Origin of the sequence: Amycolatopsis sp. NPDC048633, assembly GCF_040650695.1 — a bacterium.
Classification (GTDB): domain Bacteria; phylum Actinomycetota; class Actinomycetes; order Mycobacteriales; family Pseudonocardiaceae; genus Amycolatopsis.
This window is the reverse complement of the sequence record NZ_JBEZHS010000031.1, coordinates 77,002-96,767: the sequence shown is the minus strand read 5'-3', so window position 1 is coordinate 96,767 and position 19,766 is coordinate 77,002. Positions and strand designations below refer to the sequence as shown.

Sequence of the window (19,766 nt, the reverse complement as noted above, 5' to 3'; positions counted from 1 at the left end):
CCGTCGCGGTTTGACCTGGAGCCCGCTCCAGCCGCTACCGTCGCCGACATGACCGAAGATCGCTTCGAACGCGGCCACCAGGCACTGATTGACCTCAACGGCGAGGAGACCGCGCAGCGCGTGCTCGACGGCCTCGCCGACATCTCGCCGAAGCTGGCCGACAGCCTCGTCGCCTGGGGGTTCGGCGAGATCTACACGCGGCCGCAGCTCGTGCCGCGGGATCGGCAGCTCGTCACGCTCGGCATGCTGACCGCGCTCGGCGGGTGCGAGCCGCAGCTGGAGGTGCACGTCAACGCCTCCCTCAACGCCGGGCTCACCCCCGAGGAGATCGTCGAGGCGCTGCTGCAGTCGGCCGCCTACTGCGGGTTCCCGCGCGCGCTGAACGCGACCGCCGTGGCGAAGAAGGTCTTCGGCGAACGCGGCTTGCTGCCCGTGGCGGACCGATGAGGGCCGTGGTGTTCGGCGCGACTGGCATGGTCGGGCGGGGCCTGCTGCGCGAGTGCCTGCTCGACGAGCGGGTCGAGGCCGTGCTCGCAATCGGCCGGTCCGCCCTCGGCGAGGAGCACCCGAAGCTCACCGCACGCGTCGAAAAGGACCTGTTCGCCCTCGAGCCGATCACCGGGTACGACGTGTGCTTCTTCTGCCTCGGCGTGTCCTCGGTCGGCATGGCGCCGGAGGAGTACGAGCGGATCACCTACCAGCTCACCCTTTCGGTGGCCGGGAAGCTGCCGGCGGACACCACTTTCGTGTACGTCTCGGGTGCCGGCAGCGACAGCACCGAACGCGGCCGGGTGCGCTGGGCGCGCGTCAAGGGCGCCACCGAGAACGCGCTGGCGAGGCTGCCGCTGCGGACGTTCTCCGTCCGCCCCGGCTACATCCAGCCGCTGCACGGGGTCACGTCGAAGACCACGCTGTACCGAACGCTCTACCGCGTCGCGATGCCGCTGTACCCGGTGCTGCGGCGGCTGCTCCCCCGCTTCGTGACGACCAACCGGGAACTCGGCCTGGCGATGCTGGAAGTCGCCGAGAACGGCTACGAGAAGCCGGTGCTCGAGAACGCCGACATCGTCACCGCCGCCGCGCGACGAGCCCGGCCAGCAGGTTCGTGAGCCCCTCGGCCAGCCCGGCCGCGAATTCCGGAGTCAGCCCCACCTCGGCCGCCGCCGTCGCCACGACGTCGGTCGGGTTCGCGAGCGGCCACGCGCCCGACACCAGGACCACGACCCCGAGGGCGAACTGCCGGGCGCCGTCGGCCGACAGCTCCGGCACCCGCGTCCGGACCAGCGCGCCGAGCCGTTCGGTGCTGCCGGCCGCGCGGCGTTTGAAATCGCGGGCGAACTCCAGCGAGATGTTGCGCTCCAGCACCGGCGCCATCGAGCTGATCAGCTCGCACAGCAACCGCCGCTCGGCGAGCGTCGAGGCGATCTTCCCCGCGACACGCTCTTCGCGCGCGAAGCCGGGATCCGCCGGCGCCGGGTCGCCGAGCTTTCCTTGGAGGTCGTCGAGCCACGCCGTCCACGCCGTGTCGAGGACCTCGAGGAAGATCGCCTCTCGGCTGTCGAAGTAGCGGAGCACATTGGACTTCGCGAGCCCGACGTGGCAGCTGAGCTCCCGCAGGCTGATGTCGGCGACCGGGCGCTCGGCCAGGAGCTCCCGTGCGGCGGCGAGGATCGCGGTGCGGCGCGCCTCGATCTGCTCGGGCCGCCGGGCTCGCTGGAATCCGGCGCTCATGGCGCCGACAGTATCCGGTCAGCCGTGGTGGGCGGTCTCCCGCCGCGTCTTGACCCGCCGATAGCTCCAGCCCAGCAGCGCGAAGAGGATCACCGACGACAGGATCAGGCTCGACCCGGTGCTCCAGCCGCTGAACGGCAGCCACTTCACCGTGCCCCAGACGATGCCCGCCGCCAGCAACGCCAGGCCGGCCACGACCGAGCCGGCGATCCGCAGCGGCGACGACACGCTGTCTTCGGCCGCCTTCATCGCGCGGTCGCGCACCGGGTCGACGTACTTCTCGAGCGCCGGGAACTCCGACGCCAGCACGAGGAGCCCCGCGAGCACGAGCAGCAGCCCGGGGCCGGGCAGGACGAGCAGCAGCACCCCGACCACCAGCAGGACGCCACCCGCCACCACGATCAGGATCCGCTTCGCCTGTTTGCCGATGCCCACTGGGCGTCTCCCCTCGTTTCGTCCGATTCTTCCTGGTTACGGCTCCGCGTGCCACTCACGAGCACCCGGACCCGCGCTGCGGCGACGGCCAGGCCCGCCAGCGCGACCACGCCGAGCGCGGCCACGAGCCCCGGCCAGACGTAGAGCACCTGGGCGTAGGTACCCCGCCGGCCGGCGAATACCACCCCGAGCAGCTGCGGCAGGAACGCGAGCGGGACGAGCGGCAGCAGCGGCGGCACGACCCGCCACCACCGGGGCTTCCGCCGGGCCCGCCGGACGCCCAGCACAGCTAGCCCCACGGCGAGCAACGCCAGCGCCGCGAGGACCCGGTCCGCGATCACCCCGGCCGGCAGCGCGGGCTCCGGAGAACCACCCTGGACGAGCGTGACCAGGCCTTGGGCCAGCGACTCGGCGTCGTTGTCCAGGGCGAGGCCGGTGCCGGCCAGCACCGCGATGCCGTAGCCGCCGGGCAGCAGGATCTGCGCGGCGGTGTGGGTGAACCACTCGCCGTTGTGGGAGAGCTGGCCCGGCCGGTAGCTTCCCCAGCCCAGTGCGTATTCGCGGCCGGGGGCCGGGGTGTGCGCCAGCGCGACCGAAGCCGGGGACAGCACGCCGCCGCCGCTCTGCTGCGCCATCAGCCACTTCGCCAGGTCCTCGGCGGTGGTGACGACGCCGTGGCTGCCGCCGGTGAACCAGTCCGGCTCGGCCGCCGGGACCTCGAACCCGAACGCCCGGACGTACCCGGTGGTCCCGGCCGGCGGCTCGTCCACGCTGGTGCTCGACGTCATCCCGAGCGGGGCGAACAGCCGCGTCCGGAGGTACTCCGCGAACGGCTGCCCGGCCACGACCTCGACGATTCGCGCGGCCACCTCGTAGTTCGGGTTGTGGTAGTGGAACTCCGTCCCGGGCTCGCTCGCCAAGCCCGCGTCACGCAGGCGCTCAACCGCTTCGGCGAGGGTGTGCGGCTGCGACAGCCGGAGGTCGGGGAACGCGGAGTCGGCCATCCCGGACGTCTGGTCCAGCAGCATCCGGACGGTGATCCGCGCGCCGCGCGGGTCGGCGAGCCGGAAGCCGGGCAGGTAGCGCGGCACGGGCTCGTCGAGCCCGATCCGGCCCGCTTCGACGAGCTGCAGCACCGCGAAGGCCGTCATGGACTTGCTCAGCGACGCGATCGGCAGCCGGGTCGACGCGGTGATGGGCGTGCCCGAGGCGTCGTGGCCGTAGCCCGCGACGCGGACGACGTCGCCGCCGTGCGTGACGGCGACCGCGGCGCCCGGCAGGTCCGTGTGGTCGAGGTAGGCGCGGACGTACCCGTCTATGTCCGGCGCCGCGGCGGCGGTGGCCGGGGTCGCGGTGCCCAGCAGGAGGGCCGCGAGCACGAGGAAAAGCCTGGTCATGGGGGTCAACGTAGGTACTGGGCGGGGTCGACGGCCGCTGCCGGACGACGTCGGTCACCCCCGACTTTCGGCAGGACCTTGACAGCGCGGCTATATTCAACTCATCAGTTGATAAACAGATTGGTTGATAAAGATGGCGGTTGACGAGGAGGCGCTGGACCGGGCGTTCACCGCCCTCGGCGACCCGGTGCGCCGGGCGTTGATCGCGCGGCTGTCACGCGGCGAAGCGACGGTCAACGAGCTGGCCGAGCCCTTCGCGATCACGAAGCAGGCCGTGTCCCGGCACATCCAGGTGCTGGAGCAGGCCGGGCTGATCACGCGCAGCCGCGACGGGCAGCGCCGGCCGTGCCACCTCGTGCCGTCCGCCCTCGAAGCCCTCACCGGCTGGATCGACACCTACCGGCTGGCCACCGAACGCAGCTACCGGCGGCTCGACGCCGTCTTGGACACCCTGGAGGAAACGCCGTGAGCACCACGATCACCGCGCAGCCCGGAACGCCGTTCATCGAGGTCACCCGCGAGTTCGCGGCCCCGCCGTCGGCGGTGTTCCGCGCGCACACCGACCCGGAGCTGATCGTGCGCTGGCTGGGCCCGCACGGCATGGAGATGGAGATCGTCGAGTTCGACGCCCGATCCGGGGGCACCTACGACTACATCCACCGCGACGAGCGTGGCGAGTACCGCTTCCGCGGCGTCTACCACACGGTGAGCGCCGACCGGATCGTCCAGACTTTCGAATTCCTCGGTGCGCCAGGCGAAGTCACGCTCGACTCGATGGCACTGACCGACCTCGGCGGCCGCACGCGCATGGTGACCCACTCGGTGTTCCCGTCGATCGAGGCGCGCGACGCGGCTCTGGAGAGCGGGATGAGCCGCGGGATGACGGAGTCGTACGAGCGGCTCGACAAAGTGCTGGCGGGCTGAGATGGCTGTCGTCGCAAGCTTCTGCATGTCATTGGACGGGTTCGTCGCGCGGCCCGACGACTCGGTCGGGCCATTGTTCGACTGGTACACCGCGGGCGACGTCGAGGTGCCGATGGTGGGCTACCCGATGACGTTCCGCGTTTCCCCGGCCAGCGCGGACTACTTGCGTTCCTTTTTGGACACTGTTCGCCACGGCGCGTTCGTCTGCGGGCGGCGGGTGTTCGACTACACCCATGGCTGGGGCGGGAATCCGCCTGGTGGGGGTGCAGCTTTCGTTGTCACTCACCAGCCTCCGCCTTCGGACTGGCCCGCTTCTCATCTTGCGCCGTTCACCTTTGTCTCTTCCGTCTCGCGTGCTGTCGAGCTGGCTGTGGCTGCCGGGGATGGCAGTGCTGGGGTCTCCGGGCCGAATATTGCTCAGCAGTGCCTGAATCTTGGGCTTCTCGATGAGGTGCGGATCGATCTTGTGCCCGTTCTGCTCGGGTCGGGGGTTCGGTACTTCTCCGATCTTCATACTGACGCTTCGCTTGAGCAGGTTGAAGTTGTTGCCGGGGTTGGGGTTACTCACTTGCGTTATCGGGTTCGGTACCCACAGTCTTAAAGATGCGGCTTCGCCGGGGCGTGGGAAATCGGCGCTTCCTGTGGTTGCTTGCTGCTCGGTGCCGGAGCGCCGATTCCCCACGCAACGGCGCCCCTGCCGAACTTATAGTGGATCACCCTGTCGTGTGATGACCGTGCGTTCGACTGCCGGTAATCTTGGTGTGTGGACAGCGAAACGGCGTGGAAAGCGGATGCGGCGGCCTTGGCCGACTGCATCTCCGCGCTGCTCACCGTTGTGCGGTCTGCCGAGGCTGAGATCGGTTCTCTGCTCGCGGAAATCGAGTCCCGCGGCGTGATGGAGTTGTTCGGATACCGGTCTGTAGCGCGACTTTTCGAGCACCTCGCCGATGTTCCCAAGTCTGCCGCTGAGACCGTGGTCAAACGAGCCCGAGCCCTTACGCCCGGCCGCAACCTCGGCGGCACGCCGATCCCCGCGGTTGCTCCCGCCACCGGCCTTGTTGCCTTGGATGGCCGGTTGAGCAATCCGATGATCGACACCATCGTCGGCGCGCTCATCCAGGTCCCGCCTGAACATCGCGACGACGCCGAACGCGATTTGCTGACCTTCGCCGAAGACGCCGGCTACAAGCAGGTCGCGGCGTTGGGTGCGCGAATCGTGGCCCACCTCGACCCTGATGGCGCCGAGCCCGACGAGGCTGAACCGGCCACCCCCAGCCGCGAGCTTTCCTTGCGGCGCAAAAGAACCGGGATCTGGGAACTGAACGGCCGCTTCGACGACGAGACCGGCACCCGCGCCAACGCACTCTTGGACTCCCTGGCCCAACGCCGCACCACCGACGAGGGCCCAGACCTCCGTTCCCCACAGGAACGCTACGGCGACGCCTTCTCCGACACGATCGACCTCGCCCTCAACACCCCAGACCTGCCGATGCAAGCCGGGGAACGAGCCCACGTGATGATCGCGGTGTCATTGGCGGACCTGAAGTCCGGCATCGGCCAGGCGACCCTCGGCGATACCGACACCACGCCCAACGCCGGCATCGGCCGGGACACCCTCGGCGACTTCGGCAGTTTACCCAAGGCCAGCGCCGGCCGAGCCACCCTCGGCGACCTCGGCACCATGTCAGCGGCCGAGGCCCGAATCCACGCCTGCGACTGCAAACTCATCCCCGCAGTCCTCGGCACCAAAAGCGAACCCCTCGACCTCGGCCACCAACACCGTCTGATCTCCACCCCACTCCGCCGAGCGCTCTACCTGCGCGACCGCGGCTGCGCCTTCCCCGGCTGCCACCGCCCACCCCGGCACTGCCAAGGCCACCACATCCGCCACTGGGCCGACGGCGGCCCCACCAACCTCGGCAACCTGGTCCTGATGTGCGCCCACCACCACCGACTACTGCACCGCTCCGGCTGGCAAGTCCGCATCGCGGCCGACGGATTGCCTGAGTTCCTGCCACCGGCGTTCCTGGACCGCCGCCGAAAACCCAGGCGCAACAACCTCCACCAGCCGTTGCCCTTCGCAGCGTGACCAATATGGGAAAGGCCCGCAGCCACCGGCTACGGGCCTACACCCACGCCCCAAGCTATCCGCAACGACGAGCGGCGGGTCGCCACTCCGGCCCACACCTCAGGCCATCGGCACCACATAAGCGGCCAGCCATCTCTGCCTGCTCAGACCCCACACCACCAGGCAACAGCTCCAGGCCGCACCCCACGCTCAGCCGCATCCTCAGCCCACGCCCAGCGCGCCCAGCTCCAGGCAGCCGGTCACGCCCAGCCCACGCCGACCGGCCCCAGCGAGAGCGAGCCGCTACCCATCCGCCCCAACAGGTCAGAACCTCAGTCGAGACAGAACTCGTTGCCTTCGATGTCCCGCATCCCGATGCACGACTCATTGAAACCATCGGCCAGCAGCACCCGCTCCTGCACCGCCCCGAGCGCGATCAACCGCGCGCACTCCGCCTCGAGCGCCGCCAAGCGCTCCTCCCCCACCAACCCAGTCCCGACCCGCACATCAAGGTGCACCCGGTTCTTCGCGACCTTGCCTTCCGGCACCCGCTGGAAGAACAGCCGCGGCCCCGCACCCGAGGGGTCAACGCAGGCGAACGCCGAACCCCGGCGCTCGGGCGGCAACGAGCTGTCGAACTCGTCCCAGCTCGCGAATCCCTCCGGTGGCGGCGGGACGACGTACCCCAGCACCTCGCACCAGAACCGCGCCACGCGCTCGGGTTCCGCACAGTCGAACGTGATCTGGACCTGTCTGATCGACCCCATCCGCCCACTTTAGCGGGATCACTCGCCCGCGCCCGCCAGAAGCTGGTCGAACGGGATGAACGCCGGCTCCTCAGCCGCCGCGGGGCGGCCGGCGGTGAGTGAGGCCAGCTCCGCTCCCGCCTTCTCGATCCGCCGCTGCAGCGCTCCCTCTCCGCTCCCCCAGTCCGACGAAGCCGCGTACACCCCCGTCGCGACCGGGTCCGCCTTCAAGTACCCGAACAACGGCCGCAGTTGGTAGTCGAGGACCAGTGAGTGCCGCTCTGTCCCGCCCGTCGCTGCGAGCAGCACCGGCTTGCCCGTCAACGAGTCCGCGTCCAGCACGTCGAAGAACGACTTGAACAGTCCGCTGTACCCGGCCGTGAACACCGGCGTCACCACGATCAACGCGTCGGCGTCGACCACCGAAGCGATCGCCGAACGCAACGCCGGGCTCGGGAAGCCCGTCAGGAGGTTCTTCGTCACGTCCAGTGCGATGTCGCGCAGCTCGACCACCGAGACCGACACCGGCTCCGGCGACGCGGCGACCGTCGCCGCCGCCAGGCGGTCCGCCAGCAGCCGGGTCGACGACGGGACCGACAGCCCCGCCGTCACCACCGCGAGCTTCATGCCGGCACCGCCGCCGAAGCCGCAGCCGCCAGCGACGCGTGCGTCGGTGCGTCCGGAACATGCGCCGGCCGCAGCGAGTCCAGCTCCTTGCGCAGCACCGGCACCACCTCCGAGCCCAGCAGGTCCAGCTGCTCCAGCACCGTCTTCAGCGGCAGGCCCGCGTGGTCCATCAGGAACAGCTGGCGCTGGTAATCACCGAAGTGCTCGCGGAACGTCAGCGTCTTGTCGATGACCTCCTGCGGGCTGCCGACGGTCAACGGCGTCTGGTCGGTGAACTCCTCCAGCGTCGGGCCGTGGCCGTACACCGGCGCGTTGTCGAAGTACGGACGGAACTCGTTCCACGCGTCCTGGGACTTGGGGCGGATGAACGCCTGCCCGCCCAGGCCGACGATCGCCTGGTCCGCCGTCCCGTGGCCGTAGTGCTCGAAGCGCTGCCGGTAGAACGCGATCAGCTGCTGGAAGTGCGAAGTCGGCCAGAAGATGTGGTTGGCGAAAAAGCCGTCTCCGTAGAACGCCGCCTGCTCCGCGATCTCCGGGCTGCGGATCGACCCGTGCCACACGAACGGCGGGACGTCGTCCAGGGGCCGCGGGGTGGACGTGAAGCCCTGCAGCGGCGTGCGGAACTTGCCGGACCAGTCGACGACGTCCTCGCGCCAGAGGCGGCGCAGCAGCGCGTACTTCTCGATCGCCAGCGGGATGCCCTGGCGGATGTCCTCGCCGAACCACGGGTAGACCGGGCCGGTGTTGCCGCGGCCCATCATGAGGTCGACGCGGCCGTCGGCGAGGTGCTGCAGCATCGCGAAGTCCTCGGCGATCTTCACCGGGTCGTTCGTGGTGATCAGCGTCGTCGACGTCGAGAGGATGATCTTCGACGTCTGCGCCGCGATGTGCCCCAGCATCGTCGTGGGCGACGACGGCACGAACGGCGGGTTGTGGTGCTCGCCGGTCGCGAAGACGTCGAGCCCGACCTCCTCGGCCTTGAGCGCGATCCGGACCATCGCCTTGATCCGCTCGTGCTCCGTGGGCGTGGTGCCGTTCGTGGGATCGGTCGTGACGTCGCCCACCGTGAAGATTCCGAACTGCATGACCTTGCTCCCTTCGCGACCCCCATCTTACATGCGCGTTCAACTACTTCCAAGCAAGAGATATTCCGGCCGTCAACGCCGTAGGGGGCACCCAGTAAGGTCAAGGACATGGACGCGGAGCTCGGTCGGCTGGGTCTGGCAGAACGTTCGGTACGACTTCTCACGGGCCGCGACATCTGGGGTTCGATCACCCCACTGCTCGCGCCTCGCCGGAACCTGGTGGCCGCCTTCGGCCACGTCGGTCCCGGCGCGGCCGCGCTGCTGCCTCTGGAACCCGGTGACACGGTGATCACGGACGCGAGCCTGGACACTGTGCTGTCCGGTGCGACGAGTCCGCACGCCCTGCTGCACTGGGTGAAGGCAGGTGTGATCGTGCACTCGCTGCGCGGGCTGAACGCGAAGCTGGTGATCGCCGAGGACGATCCGTCGTTCGTGGTGGTCGGCTCGGCCGACGTCACCGCCGCGGGCCCGCGGCAGCTGTTCGAGGCGGTGACCGTCTCCCACGAGAAGAACACCGTCGAGGAGGCCCAGGAGGCCTGGCTCGAGTGGTGCGACCTGGCGGGACCTTCGCTGACGGCGAGTGATCTGGAGCCCCTCCTGGAGCAGTACGGCGCCGGCAAGCTGGTCACCGCGCAGCGCCCCGCCACCCCCACCCGCTCCGCGCCGGCCGCCCGGCCCGTGGTGACGAGCCGCCCGGCGACGCCCGTCCGGCCCGCCGCCGCGACACCGGCGCCCTCCCCGGTCCGCCCCGCACCGACTCCGCCGCCGCCGCCGTCGCCGTCGCCGGTCCGGCCCGCGGCACCCGCCCCGGCCGTTCCGCAGGTAGCCGATTCCCCACCGCCCACCGCAGCCGACCCGGTGGAGCCGGAATCCCCCGCCGTCACCGTGCCGACAGCCGAAGTGGCGGAACCGGTTGCGGCGGAGACCGAGTCCGACACACCCGAAGCCGTCAACGTGCCCCGCCCCCCTTGGCCGCGGCCGGCCGAGCTGTACCTCGTCAGCCTCGTCGAGGGCGGCGAGCCGTCGGCCGAGGCCGAGTACCGGCTCGAAGAGCTGACGCGCGAGTACACGCACCCCGGCGAGAACGGCGAACAGCCGTTCCGCGTCGAGCTGTTCTGGGCCGACGACGGCCAGGGCCAGGACCCGCCGCGCACGCTCCGCACAGGCGTGCACGTGATCCGCGTCTACAGTCAGAAGCAGGGGCGCGCCCTGGTCGGGTCGCGGATCGAGGCCCCCGGTCTCGTGCTGCAGGCGTACACCGACGAGTTCGCCTACCCGCGCCGCACGTACTGCTACATCCTGACCCGGGAGACGGCCGCGAGGCCGGCGTTCGGCGACCTCCGCAAGGGCCTCGCCACGATCGGCGAGAAGCCGAACTTCCGGAACAGCTTCCAGGTCCCGCGGAAGATCGAAGCCCTGCTGGGCCTGTGGCCCGACCTGGGCTACGACCCCCGTTAGCGGGCGGCGCGCGCCACTCCGGGACAGGGAGCGCGCGGAAGTTGTCGGGGTGGGCGGATATCCTGCAGTACGGTGCAGGCCGAGTCCGTACCACCACCAGCACTTTCGCGAGCCACGATCCGGGAGAACGACCCTGTGACTGCCGAGACCTTGTACGGGGCCGACGACCTCACCCACCTCGAGGGTCTCGAAGCCGTCCGCAAACGCCCCGGGATGTACATCGGCTCCACCGACAGCCGTGGTATCAACCACCTCTTCTCCGAGGTGGTGGACAACTCCACGGACGAGGGTGTCGCCGGGTACGCGACGAAGATCGTCGTCACACTGCACGCCGACGGCAGCGTCCAGGTGGACGACGACGGCCGCGGCATCCCCACCGGCACCCACGCGAAGTCCGGTTTGTCCGGCGTCGAACTGGTGCTGACCCGGCTGCACGCCGGCGGCAAGTTCGGCGGCTCGGGCTACAAGACCTCCGGCGGCCTGCACGGCGTCGGCGCTTCGGCGGTCAACGCGCTGTCGCACCGCTTCGACGTCACGGTGAAGCAAGACGGCAAGGTCCACCAGATGTCGTTCAAGTACGGCGTCCCCGGCACCTTCGACGCGCCCGGCCCGAAAGCGAAGTTCACCCGCCGCTCCGGGCTGAACCTCGTCGGCAAGATGAAGCGCGGCGAGCGCGGCGGCACGTCGATCCGCTACTGGTACGACGCGCGCTACTTCGAGTCCGGCGCGGCGCTGGACGTCGAGGGCGTGCGCGCGAAGATGCGCAACACCGCGTTCCTCGTCCCGGGCGTCACGTACGTGCTGCGCACCGCCATCGAGGACACGATCAACGAGGAGACCTTCCACTTCCCGCACGGGCTGGTGGACATGGTCGACTTCCTCACGCCGTCGGGCGAGAAGCCGGTCTGCGGCACGCTGCTGATCACCGGTGAAGGCACGTACAAGGAGAACGCGGCGGACGCGGCGGGCGTCATGCAGTCCAATGTGGAGCGCCGCGCCGAGATCGAGGTGGCGCTGCGCTGGGGCACCGGCTACGAGCGCACGGTGGAGTGCTTCACCAACACGATCCGCAACGTCCACGGCGGCACGCACCGCCGCGGCTTCGACCGCGCGATGGCGAAGGCGTTGCAGGACGCGATCTCCAAGACCCGCGGGCTGCTCAAGCCCAAGGAGGACATGCCGACGATCGAGGACGTCCTCGAGGGCATGACGGCGGTCGTGCACGTCCGGCTGCCGGAGCCGCAGTTCACGTCGCAGACGAAGGACGAGCTGTCGACGGCCGGTATCACCCGCGTCATCCAGGGCATCGTCGACAAGCACGTCAAGGCCTGGACCGAGGACCGCAAGACGAAGTCCGAGGCCAAGGTCGTGCTGCAGAAGGTCGTCGACGCCTCCCGCGTCCGGCTCACCCAGAAGCAGCAGAAGGACGCCGCCCGGCGCAAGACCGCGCTGGAAGGCGCGGCGATGCCGCCGAAGCTGGTCGACTGCCGCACCACCGGCGTCGCCCGCAGCGAGCTGTTCCTGGTCGAGGGTGACAGCGCGCTGGGTTCGGCCCGGATGGCGCGCGTGTCCGAGTACCAGGCGCTGCTGCCGCTGCGGGGCAAGATCCTGAACGTCCAGAAGGCGTCGCTCGGCGACACGCTGAAGAACGCCGAGATCGCGTCGATCGTGCAGGTCCTGGGCGCGGGCACCGGGCGCACGTTCGACCTCACGACCATGCGCTACGGCCGCGTGATCCTGATGGCGGACGCGGACGTCGACGGCTCGCACATCCGCACGCTGCTGATCACGCTGTTCGCCAAGTACATGCGTCCCGTGATCGAGGACGGCCGGCTGTACGCGGCGATGCCGCCGCTGCACAAGCTCGTCACGAAGGGCCGCAACCCGGAGACGCACTTCACCTTCACGCAGCAGGAGATGGAGTCGAAGTTCGCCGAGCTGGAGCGGGCGGGCAAGAGCATCGTCACGCCGGTGCCGCGGTTCAAGGGTCTCGGCGAGATGGACGCCGACGAGCTGTGGGACACCACGATGAACCCGGCCAGCCGCTCGGTCCGCCGGATCACCATGGACGACGCCGAGGCCGCCGAGAACGCGCTGGAGCTGCTGATGGGCGAGAAGGTCGAGCCCCGGCGCAACTGGCTGGTCGCCTCCTCGGACCGGATCGACCGCGACGCCATCGACGCTTGATTTTTTCGTAGCTACCAAGGAGTTCTGCCGTGGCACGCCGCAAGGGCACCACCACCAAGGTCGATCCCAGCGCGTTCGACTCCGCCGGTGCGAACGTCTTCGACAACTCGCTGAAGACTGAGATCGAAGACTCGTACTTGGAGTACGCGTATTCGGTCATCCACTCGCGCGCCCTCCCGGACGCGCGGGACGGGTTGAAGCCGGTGCACCGCCGGATCCTGTACTCGATGAACGAGAACGGCTACCGCCCGACGCACGCGTACGTGAAGTCGTCGCGCGTGGTCGGCGACGTCATGGGCAAGTACCACCCGCACGGTGACGTCGCGATCTACGACGCGATGGTGCGCCTGGCGCAGGACTTCTCGCTGAACGTGCCGCTGATCGACGGCCATGGCAACTTCGGCTCGCCCGACGACGGCCCGGCCGCGTCGCGGTACACCGAAGCGCGCATGTCGCCCGAGGCGATGCAGCTGGTCGGCGAGCTCGGCGAAGACACGGTCGACTTCCGGCCGAACTACGACGGTTCGCTCGAAGAGCCGACAGTGCTGCCCGCGGCGTTCCCGAACCTGCTGGTCAACGGCACGTCCGGGATCGCGGTCGGGATGGCGACCAACATGATCCCGCACAACCTCGGTGAGGTCGTCGCGGCGGCGCGGTGGCTGATCACGCACCCGACCGCGACGCTCGACAAGCTGATGGAGTTCGTCCCCGGCCCCGACCTGCCGACCGGCGGCAGCCTGCTCGGCCTCGACGAGGTGCGCCGCGCGTACGAGACCGGCCGCGGCGTGGTCCGGATGCGCGCGAACTGCGAGACCGGGCCCCTCGAAGGCAGCCGTGGGCGGCAGGCGATCACCGTCACCGAGCTGCCCTACGGCGTCGGCCCGGAGAAGGTGATCGAGAAGATCACCGACGAGGTCAACAAGTCCAAGCGGCTCACCGGCATCGCCGACGTCAAGGACCTCACTGACCGCGAGAACGGCACGCGGCTGGTCATCGAGTGCAAGGTCGGCGTCAACCCGCAGGCGCTGCTCGCGGACCTATACCGGCTGACGCCGCTGGAGCAGTCCTTCGGCATCAACAACCTGGTGCTCGTCGACGGCCAGCCGCAGACCCTCGGGCTGAAGGAGCTGCTGGAAGTCTTCCTCCGGCACCGCTACGAGGTCGTCACGCGGCGCACGAAGTACCGGCGCCGCAAGCGCGAAGAGCGGCTGCACCTGGTCGACGGCCTGCTGGTCGCTCTGCTGAACATCGACAAGGTGATCAAGCTCATCCGCGAGAGCGAGAACGCGCAGGCCGCGAAGGACGGCTTGATGACGCGCTTCAAGCTGTCGGAGATCCAGGCGACGTACATCCTCGACACCCCGCTGCGCCGGCTGACCAAGTACGACCGGCTCGAGCTGGAGTCGGAGCAGGATCGGCTGCGCGAGGAGATCGCCGAGCTGTCCAAGATCCTCGACGACGAGTCGGTGCTGAAGAAGCTCGTCTCGGCGGAGCTGGCGAAGATCGCGAAGGACTTCCCGACCGAGCGCCGCACGTCGCTGATCGACGGCGACCTCAAGGAGGTCCTGGCCGCGTCGAAGCCGTCCGGTCCCCTGGAGGTCACGGACGACCCGTGCCAGGTGATCCTGTCGGCGACCGGGCTGGTGGCGCGCACCGCGGCCGAGTCCGAGGAGTCGACGGAGACCCGCCGCCGCAACGGCCGCGTGAAGCACGACGCGGTGTCGGCGGTGGTCCACACGACCGCACGCGGGCAGGTGCTGCTGGTGACGAGCCGCGGCCGCGCGTTCAAGACGGACGTCCTGCCGTTGCCGGTGCTGCCGGAGCAGGCGGGCACGGTCTCCCTGCGCGGCGGCATGGCGGCCCGCGAGCTGGTGCCGCTGGAGAAGGGCGAGACGGTCGTCGGGATCGCGCCGCTGGGTGAGCAGGCGGCCGGTTCCCCGGGCCTGGCGCTCGGCACCCGGGGCGGCGTGGTGAAGATCTGTTCGCCGGAGTGGCCGGTGCGTTCGGACGAGTTCGAAGTGATCTCGTTGAAGGACGGCGACGAGGTCGTCGGCGCGACGTGGCTTCGCGACGGCACGGAAACGCTGGCGTTCCTGACGTCCGAGGCAGCACTGCTGAAGTACGCGGCCTCGCTGGTCCGCCCCCAGGGGTTGAAGGGCGGCGGCATGGCGGGCATCAACGTGGGCGCGGGCGCGGCGGTCTTCTTCGGAGCGGTCCGCACGGACGACGACGAGCACGGCGAGCCGATGGTGATCACGGCGACGGGCGTGAGCGTGAAGGTGACCCCGTTCAGCGAATACCCGGCCAAGGGCCGTGCGACGGGCGGGGTCCGGGCCCAGCGGTTCCTCAAGGGCGAGACGGCTCTCCGAGTGGGCTGGATCGGCCCGCGCCCGGCAGGCGCGGCCCGCAACGGCGACCCGGTGGAGCTCCCGGAGATCGACGTCCGCCGCGACGGCTCGGGTCACGCGCACCCGGGCCCGGACGTGGTCGGTCACCTCATCGAACGAGACTGACGGCTTCCGGGGTGACTCGGCACCGAGTCACCCCGGACCGCCTCAGGCCAGCAGGGCCTTCGCGATGTGGGTCACCTGGATCTCGTTGCTCCCGGCGTAGATCATCAGCGACTTCGCGTCCCGCGCCAGCTGCTCCACCCGGTACTCCGCCATGTAGCCGTTCCCGCCGAACAGCTGGACCGCCTCCATCGCGACCTCCGTCGCAGCTTCGGACGAGTACAGCTTCATCGCCGACGCCTCCGCCAGCGAAGGACGTTTACCCGCCCGCAGCTTGGCCACCGTCTGGAACACCATGTTCTGGACGTTGAGCCGCGCCACCTCCATCTTCGCCAGCTTGAGCTGGATCAGCTGGAAGCGGCCGATCTCCTGGCCCCACAGCTTCCGCGACTTCGCGTACGCGATGCACAGCCGCTGGCACTCGTTGATGATCCCCAGCGACAACGCCGCCACGCCGACACGCTCCGCCGCGAAACTTTCCCGTGCGTCCGAAGAGCCCGACGAAGACAGCAGCCGATCCGCACCCAACCGGACGTCGTCGAAGAACAGTTCGCCCGTCGGGGACGACATCATCCCCATCTTCTTGAACGGCTTGCCCTGCACGAACCCCGGCATGCCGCGGTCCAGCACGAACGCCAGCACCGGCCGGTCCCGCACCGGCGAACCGTCGTCCAGTTTCGCGTACACCACCACGACGTCCGCGTGCGGGCCGTTCGTGATGAACGTCTTCCGCCCGTTCAGCACGTACTCGTCGCCGTCACGACGGACCGTGGTCTGCATGCCGCCGAACGCGTCCGACCCCGAGTCCGGCTCCGTGATCGCCCACGCGCCGATCTTCTCGAACGTCGCCAGCCCCGGCAGCCAACGCTCCTTCTGCTCCTGAGAACCCTTCGAGAGGATCGTCGCTGCCGTCAACCCCAGGGAAACACCGAGAGAAGCCACGATGCCCAGGCTCACCCCGGCCAGCTCGCTGATCGCGATCAGCGCCAAAGTCTCCTGGCCACCCAACGACGACGAAGAAGGGCTCGAAGAGCGAGACAACAGCTTGGAAACCGACTCAGCCGCCAGCACATCCAGGCCGAACGCCTTGAACAGCTTCCGGATGATGTCGTACGGCGGCAGCGCCCCGCTCTCCAGCGCGTCCAGCTGCGGCCGGATCTCCTTGTCGACGAACTCCCGGATCGAGTCGCGGACCAGCAGATCCGTCTCGGACCACTCGATCACGGCAGCCTCGCCGCGATGTCGTCGATCGCCCACGCGCCTTCGGTTTCGATCACCTTGACGTCGTGCCAGCCGGCCAGCTCCGAGATCGCGCCGCCCTGGACCGCGAACACCTTGCCGGTCACCGCGCACTTCTCCGTCGCCAGGTAGGCCACCAGCGGCGAGATGTTCGCCGGCGAGAACGCGTCGAACTCGCCCTCCGCCACCGGCGCCGCGAAGATCGCGCCCATCCCCGGCGTCGCCAACGTGAGCCGGGTGCGCGCGATCGGCGCGATCGCGTTGACGCGCACGCCGTAGCGCTCCAGCTCGGCCGCCGCCACCAGCGTCATCGCCGCGATGCCCGCCTTCGCCGCGCCGTAGTTGAGCTGCCCGGCGTTCGGCAGGGTCACCCCGGACGCCGACGCTGTGTTGATCACCGACGCGGCCACCGGAGTACCCGCCTTCGAACACGACTTCCAGTACGCCGCCGCGTGGTGCAGGACCGCCGCGTGCCCCTTGAGGTGCACCGCGATCACCGCGTCCCACTGTTCCTCGGTGACGCTCGCGACGAACGCGTCGCGCAGGATGCCCGCGTTGTTCACCACGACGTCCAGCCGCCCGAACTCCGCCACCGCCTGCTCGACCAGCTCCGACGCGCCTTGCCACGACGTCACGCTCGACGTGTTGGCCACCGCCTCCCCGCCGAGCGCGCGGATCTCCGCGACGACATCGGAAGCAGGCCCGGCGGAAGAGCCGCTCCCGTCGTTGTCCCCGCCCAGGTCGTTGACGACCACACGCGCGCCCTCGCGAGCGAACAAAAGCGCGTGCTCACGCCCGATCCCGCGGCCCGCGCCGGTGATGAGCGCGACGCGCCCGTCGAGTGCACCCATCAGCTGTCTCCGATCTCGGCGAGGCCGTCCTTGATGACGACCTGGTCCCCCACGGACGTTTCGAAGGCGTAGCGACCCGGGCCCGCCGCCCGGATCGATGTCGACAGGTCCTGGCCCGGCAGCACCGGCGCCGCGAACCGCACGGCCAGCCGCCGCAGTCGGTCCACCGAGGACCCGCCGACCTCGGTCAGCAGCGCCCACGACGTGAACGCCATCGTGCAGAGGCCGTGCGCGATGATCCCCGGCAGTCCCGCGGCCCGGGCGACCTCCTCGTCGAGGTGGATCGGCATCGGGTCGCCGGCGGCCGGGCCGTAGCGGAACGTCTGGTCGTCGTCGACGTGCTGGCTGACCTTCGCGACCGGAGCCGAGGAGCGCAAGGAGTCGTCGAACCGGTGCGAAGGCCCGAGTGAACCCTCCTTCGAGCCGGTGTCGAAGCCGCGCACGAAGAACGTCACGTACTGCTCGTTCACCAGCTCCCCGGAAGCCGCACGGCATTCCAGGTAGACGGTCGCGCGCGTGCCCTTCGGCAGGCCTTCGTAGCCGGTCATCTTCGCCCGCGACACCAGCGCGTCGCCGGGCCGGATCGGGCGGTGGAACCGGAAGTCCTGCTCACCGTGCAGCACCTTGCCGAACAACGACGTCGGCACGACCTCCAGAGCCGGTTCCAGCAGCGACTGGAACACCGGCACGATCGCGAACACCGGGCTCGCGACGTCGCCCGCGCGGTGTGCCGGGATCGGGTCGTTGGTCGCCGCCGCGTACTCCGCGAGCCGCTCGCGCGTGACGTCGAACGGCACCGGCTCGGTCCACTTGTCCAGGCCGGCGGGGTCGAACTTCATGCGACCAGGGCCTTGAACTTCTCGAGGGACTCGTCGAGGTTCTTCTTGCCGTCCTTCTCGACGGCCTTCCCGAGCGCGCCGACGATCATCTGGCCGGCGAACTCGGCGTCGATGGTGGCGGCCGACCCCTCGCCGGTCGCCGCCACCGACAGCGCGAACCTGATCTTCACCCCGGCCATCCCGGTTCCGGAGATGACCAGCTTGCGGGGAGCGTCGTACTCGTCGACGGTCCAGGTGATCGTGTTCGCCATGCCGAGCATCGTGACCACTTCGGACACCTGCGAACCCTGCGAGAACTCCGCCGGGACGTCACCTTTCCACTTGGTGTGGATGGTCAGCCACTTCTCGAAGTTGTTGGGGTTGGAGAACTCCGCCCACACCTTGTCCGGCGCGGCGGGCAGTTCGACGGACGCGCTGATCTGGCCCATGTTTCTCCTAGGCTCGCTGGTAGGCGGTGACGACGGCGGCGCCACCGAGTCCGATGTTGTGCTGCAACGCGGCCTGCACGTTGTCGACTTGCCGCTTTTCGGCGTCACCGCGCAGCTGCCAGGTCAGTTCGGCGCACTGGGCGAGCCCGGTCGCGCCGAGCGGGTGGCCCTTCGAGATGAGCCCGCCGGACGGGTTCACGACCCAGCGCCCGCCATACGTGGTGTCGCCGGAGTCGACGAGTGAACCGCCTTCGCCCTCTTCGCAAAGCTCGAGCGCTTCGTACGTCAGCAGTTCGTTGGCGGAGAAGCAGTCGTGCAGCTCGACGACCTGGAAGTCTGCCGGCCCCAGCCCGGCCTGCTCGTACACCTTCACAGCGGCCTGCCGGGTCATGTCGTAGCCGACGATGTTCTTCGCGCTGCCGTCGAAGGTGCTGCGGAAGTCCGTGGTCAGCGCCTGCCCGACGATCTCGACAGCCCGCTCGGCGAGCCCGTTCGTCTCCACGAATGCCTCGCTCGCCAGGATCGCGGCGCCGGAGCCGTCCGACGTCGGTGAGCACTGCAGCTTGGTCAGCGGGTCGTAGATCATCCGCGACGCCAGGATGTCGTCGAGCGAGTAGACGTCCTGGAACTGGGCGTACGGGTTGTTCACCGAGTGCCGGTGGTTCTTCTCGCCGATCTTCGCGAAGTGCTCGGCCGTGGTGCCGTACTTCTTCATGTGCTCGCGGCCGGCGGCGCCGAACATCCACGGCGCGGGCGGGAACAGCACCTCCGAGATCTCGGCGAGCGCCTGCATGTGGTTGCCCATGGGCTGTTCGCGGTCGTCGAAGGTCGAACCCAGCGAGCCGGGCTTCATCTTCTCGAAGCCCAGCGCCAGGACGCAGTCCGCGCGCCCGCCGCGGATCGCCTCCGCGGCCAGGTACAGCGCGGTCGAGCCGGTGGAGCAGTTGTTGTTGACGTTGACCACCGGGATCCCGGTCATCCCCAGCTCGTAGACGGCGCGCTGACCGGACGTCGACTCGCCGTAGACGTACCCGACGTACGCCTGCTCGACGGCGTCGTAGCCGAGCCCGGCGTCCTCGAGGGCATTGGTGCCCGACTCGCGAGCCATCTGTGGATAGTCCCAGTTCTCGCGCCGCCCGGGCTTTTCGAACTTCGTCATCCCGACGCCGACGACGTACACCTTGTTCGCCATGCAACAAACATACAGACCGGCATGTATTTATCAAGACCGGACCGCAGGC

General features: G+C 69.4%; 20 protein-coding genes. 9 read left to right on the top strand and 11 right to left on the bottom strand.

Features of this window, described 5'->3' with window-relative positions; translation table 11 throughout:
- Window positions 1-48 precede the first annotated feature (48 nt).
- Both AB0C38_RS38215 and AB0C38_RS38210 read left to right on the top strand, forming a co-directional pair.
- Window positions 49-447 carry a carboxymuconolactone decarboxylase family protein gene (locus AB0C38_RS38215; protein ID WP_360682659.1) on the top strand — a complete coding sequence of 133 codons (399 nt, stop codon included), beginning with the start codon at window positions 49-51 and terminating at the stop codon, window positions 445-447.
- 8 nt (window positions 448-455) lie between these two features.
- Complete coding sequence (locus tag AB0C38_RS38210) at window positions 456-1,109, top strand: epimerase (protein ID WP_360682658.1); 654 nt, start codon at window positions 456-458, stop codon at window positions 1,107-1,109.
- Here the strand turns inward: AB0C38_RS38210 and AB0C38_RS38205 are convergent.
- Genes AB0C38_RS38205 through AB0C38_RS38195 form a run of 3 tightly spaced genes read right to left on the bottom strand, consistent with a single transcriptional unit; the run spans window position 1,069 to window position 3,563 of the window.
- Window positions 1,069-1,731 carry a TetR family transcriptional regulator gene (locus tag AB0C38_RS38205; protein WP_360682657.1) on the bottom strand — a complete coding sequence of 221 codons (663 nt, stop codon included), beginning with the start codon at window positions 1,729-1,731 and terminating at the stop codon, window positions 1,069-1,071. The two genes, AB0C38_RS38210 and AB0C38_RS38205, sit on opposite strands and share 41 nt — an antisense overlap.
- Before the next feature lie 18 nt (window positions 1,732-1,749).
- On the bottom strand, window positions 1,750-2,166 hold the full coding sequence (locus tag AB0C38_RS38200; protein ID WP_360682656.1) for a PGPGW domain-containing protein: 417 nt from the start codon (window positions 2,164-2,166) through the stop codon (window positions 1,750-1,752).
- Window positions 2,133-3,563 (bottom strand): serine hydrolase domain-containing protein, encoded by a 1,431-nt coding sequence (locus tag AB0C38_RS38195; RefSeq protein WP_360682655.1) that lies wholly within the window; start codon window positions 3,561-3,563, stop codon window positions 2,133-2,135. The genes AB0C38_RS38200 and AB0C38_RS38195 overlap by 34 nt, the downstream gene beginning before the upstream one ends.
- A 133-nt stretch (window positions 3,564-3,696) precedes the next feature.
- On the opposite strand from AB0C38_RS38195, the gene AB0C38_RS38190 reads away from it, so the two are divergent.
- From AB0C38_RS38190 to AB0C38_RS38175, 4 genes are all read left to right on the top strand, one after another.
- Window positions 3,697-4,032 carry a metalloregulator ArsR/SmtB family transcription factor gene (locus AB0C38_RS38190; RefSeq protein ID WP_360682654.1) on the top strand — a complete coding sequence of 112 codons (336 nt, stop codon included), beginning with the start codon at window positions 3,697-3,699 and terminating at the stop codon, window positions 4,030-4,032.
- Window positions 4,029-4,487, top strand: a complete 459-nt coding sequence (locus AB0C38_RS38185) for an SRPBCC family protein (protein ID WP_360682653.1) — start codon at window positions 4,029-4,031, stop codon at window positions 4,485-4,487. Before AB0C38_RS38190 ends, AB0C38_RS38185 begins: the two co-directional genes overlap by 4 nt.
- 1 nt (window position 4,488) lies before the next feature.
- Window positions 4,489-5,088, top strand: coding sequence for a hypothetical protein (locus tag AB0C38_RS38180; RefSeq protein ID WP_360682652.1), 600 nt, complete (start codon window positions 4,489-4,491; stop codon window positions 5,086-5,088).
- 162 nt (window positions 5,089-5,250) lie between these two features.
- Window positions 5,251-6,576: a DUF222 domain-containing protein gene (locus tag AB0C38_RS38175; protein WP_360682651.1), complete on the top strand. Its 1,326-nt coding sequence runs from the start codon at window positions 5,251-5,253 to the stop codon at window positions 6,574-6,576.
- 311 nt (window positions 6,577-6,887) lie between these two features.
- On the opposite strand, the gene AB0C38_RS38170 is transcribed toward AB0C38_RS38175, so the two are convergent.
- Genes AB0C38_RS38170 through AB0C38_RS38160 form a run of 3 tightly spaced genes read right to left on the bottom strand, consistent with a single transcriptional unit; the run spans window position 6,888 to window position 9,013 of the window.
- On the bottom strand, window positions 6,888-7,322 hold the full coding sequence (locus AB0C38_RS38170; RefSeq protein WP_360682650.1) for a VOC family protein: 435 nt from the start codon (window positions 7,320-7,322) through the stop codon (window positions 6,888-6,890).
- Between the two features lie 18 nt (window positions 7,323-7,340).
- Entirely contained in the window at window positions 7,341-7,928 is a 588-nt protein-coding gene (locus AB0C38_RS38165) for an FMN reductase (RefSeq protein ID WP_360682649.1), read from the bottom strand.
- Window positions 7,925-9,013, bottom strand: coding sequence for an LLM class flavin-dependent oxidoreductase (locus AB0C38_RS38160; RefSeq protein ID WP_360682648.1), 1,089 nt, complete (start codon window positions 9,011-9,013; stop codon window positions 7,925-7,927). The genes AB0C38_RS38165 and AB0C38_RS38160 overlap by 4 nt, the downstream gene beginning before the upstream one ends.
- 108 nt (window positions 9,014-9,121) lie before the next feature.
- On the opposite strand from AB0C38_RS38160, the gene AB0C38_RS38155 reads away from it, so the two are divergent.
- The 3 genes from AB0C38_RS38155 (at window position 9,122) to AB0C38_RS38145 (ending at window position 15,171) form a co-directional block, all read left to right on the top strand.
- Complete coding sequence (locus tag AB0C38_RS38155; protein ID WP_360682647.1) at window positions 9,122-10,471, top strand: hypothetical protein; 1,350 nt, start codon at window positions 9,122-9,124, stop codon at window positions 10,469-10,471.
- Window positions 10,472-10,606: 135 nt separating this feature from the next.
- Window positions 10,607-12,658 carry a DNA topoisomerase IV subunit B gene (locus AB0C38_RS38150; protein WP_360682646.1) on the top strand — a complete coding sequence of 684 codons (2,052 nt, stop codon included), beginning with the start codon at window positions 10,607-10,609 and terminating at the stop codon, window positions 12,656-12,658.
- 29 nt (window positions 12,659-12,687) lie between these two features.
- A complete protein-coding gene (locus AB0C38_RS38145; protein ID WP_360682645.1) occupies window positions 12,688-15,171 on the top strand; it encodes a DNA topoisomerase (ATP-hydrolyzing) in 2,484 nt (827 codons plus the stop codon).
- A gap of 42 nt (window positions 15,172-15,213) precedes the next feature.
- Here the strand turns inward: AB0C38_RS38145 and AB0C38_RS38140 are convergent, their stop codons facing one another.
- Genes AB0C38_RS38140 through AB0C38_RS38120 form a run of 5 tightly spaced genes read right to left on the bottom strand, consistent with a single transcriptional unit; the run spans window position 15,214 to window position 19,717 of the window.
- Window positions 15,214-16,392, bottom strand: coding sequence for an acyl-CoA dehydrogenase family protein (locus AB0C38_RS38140; protein ID WP_360682644.1), 1,179 nt, complete (start codon window positions 16,390-16,392; stop codon window positions 15,214-15,216).
- Window positions 16,389-17,258: an SDR family oxidoreductase gene (locus AB0C38_RS38135; protein ID WP_360682643.1), complete on the bottom strand. Its 870-nt coding sequence runs from the start codon at window positions 17,256-17,258 to the stop codon at window positions 16,389-16,391. Before AB0C38_RS38135 ends, AB0C38_RS38140 begins: the two co-directional genes overlap by 4 nt.
- Window positions 17,258-18,097 carry a MaoC/PaaZ C-terminal domain-containing protein gene (locus AB0C38_RS38130; protein ID WP_360682642.1) on the bottom strand — a complete coding sequence of 280 codons (840 nt, stop codon included), beginning with the start codon at window positions 18,095-18,097 and terminating at the stop codon, window positions 17,258-17,260. The genes AB0C38_RS38135 and AB0C38_RS38130 overlap by 1 nt, the downstream gene beginning before the upstream one ends.
- Window positions 18,094-18,525, bottom strand: coding sequence for an SRPBCC family protein (locus AB0C38_RS38125; protein WP_360682641.1), 432 nt, complete (start codon window positions 18,523-18,525; stop codon window positions 18,094-18,096). The genes AB0C38_RS38130 and AB0C38_RS38125 overlap by 4 nt, the downstream gene beginning before the upstream one ends.
- 7 nt (window positions 18,526-18,532) lie before the next feature.
- Entirely contained in the window at window positions 18,533-19,717 is a 1,185-nt protein-coding gene (locus tag AB0C38_RS38120) for a lipid-transfer protein (protein WP_360682640.1), read from the bottom strand.
- Window positions 19,718-19,766: the final 49 nt, after the last annotated feature.

Excerpts from the sequence above, each read along its gene's own strand:
- AB0C38_RS38215 (WP_360682659.1), top strand. The coding sequence starts at position 49 with ATGACCGAAGATCGCTTCGAACGCGGCCACCAGGCACTGATTGACCTC.
- AB0C38_RS38205 (WP_360682657.1), bottom strand. The coding sequence starts at position 1,731 with ATGAGCGCCGGATTCCAGCGAGCCCGGCGGCCCGAGCAGATCGAGGCG.
- AB0C38_RS38195 (WP_360682655.1), bottom strand. The coding sequence starts at position 3,563 with ATGACCAGGCTTTTCCTCGTGCTCGCGGCCCTCCTGCTGGGCACCGCG.
- AB0C38_RS38190 (WP_360682654.1), top strand. The coding sequence starts at position 3,697 with ATGGCGGTTGACGAGGAGGCGCTGGACCGGGCGTTCACCGCCCTCGGC.
- AB0C38_RS38180 (WP_360682652.1), top strand. The coding sequence starts at position 4,489 with ATGGCTGTCGTCGCAAGCTTCTGCATGTCATTGGACGGGTTCGTCGCG.
- AB0C38_RS38170 (WP_360682650.1), bottom strand. The coding sequence starts at position 7,322 with ATGGGGTCGATCAGACAGGTCCAGATCACGTTCGACTGTGCGGAACCC.
- AB0C38_RS38165 (WP_360682649.1), bottom strand. The coding sequence starts at position 7,928 with ATGAAGCTCGCGGTGGTGACGGCGGGGCTGTCGGTCCCGTCGTCGACC.
- AB0C38_RS38160 (WP_360682648.1), bottom strand. The coding sequence starts at position 9,013 with ATGCAGTTCGGAATCTTCACGGTGGGCGACGTCACGACCGATCCCACG.
- AB0C38_RS38155 (WP_360682647.1), top strand. The coding sequence starts at position 9,122 with ATGGACGCGGAGCTCGGTCGGCTGGGTCTGGCAGAACGTTCGGTACGA.
- AB0C38_RS38135 (WP_360682643.1), bottom strand. The coding sequence starts at position 17,258 with ATGGGTGCACTCGACGGGCGCGTCGCGCTCATCACCGGCGCGGGCCGC.
- AB0C38_RS38130 (WP_360682642.1), bottom strand. The coding sequence starts at position 18,097 with ATGAAGTTCGACCCCGCCGGCCTGGACAAGTGGACCGAGCCGGTGCCG.
- AB0C38_RS38125 (WP_360682641.1), bottom strand. The coding sequence starts at position 18,525 with ATGGGCCAGATCAGCGCGTCCGTCGAACTGCCCGCCGCGCCGGACAAG.
- AB0C38_RS38120 (WP_360682640.1), bottom strand. The coding sequence starts at position 19,717 with ATGGCGAACAAGGTGTACGTCGTCGGCGTCGGGATGACGAAGTTCGAA.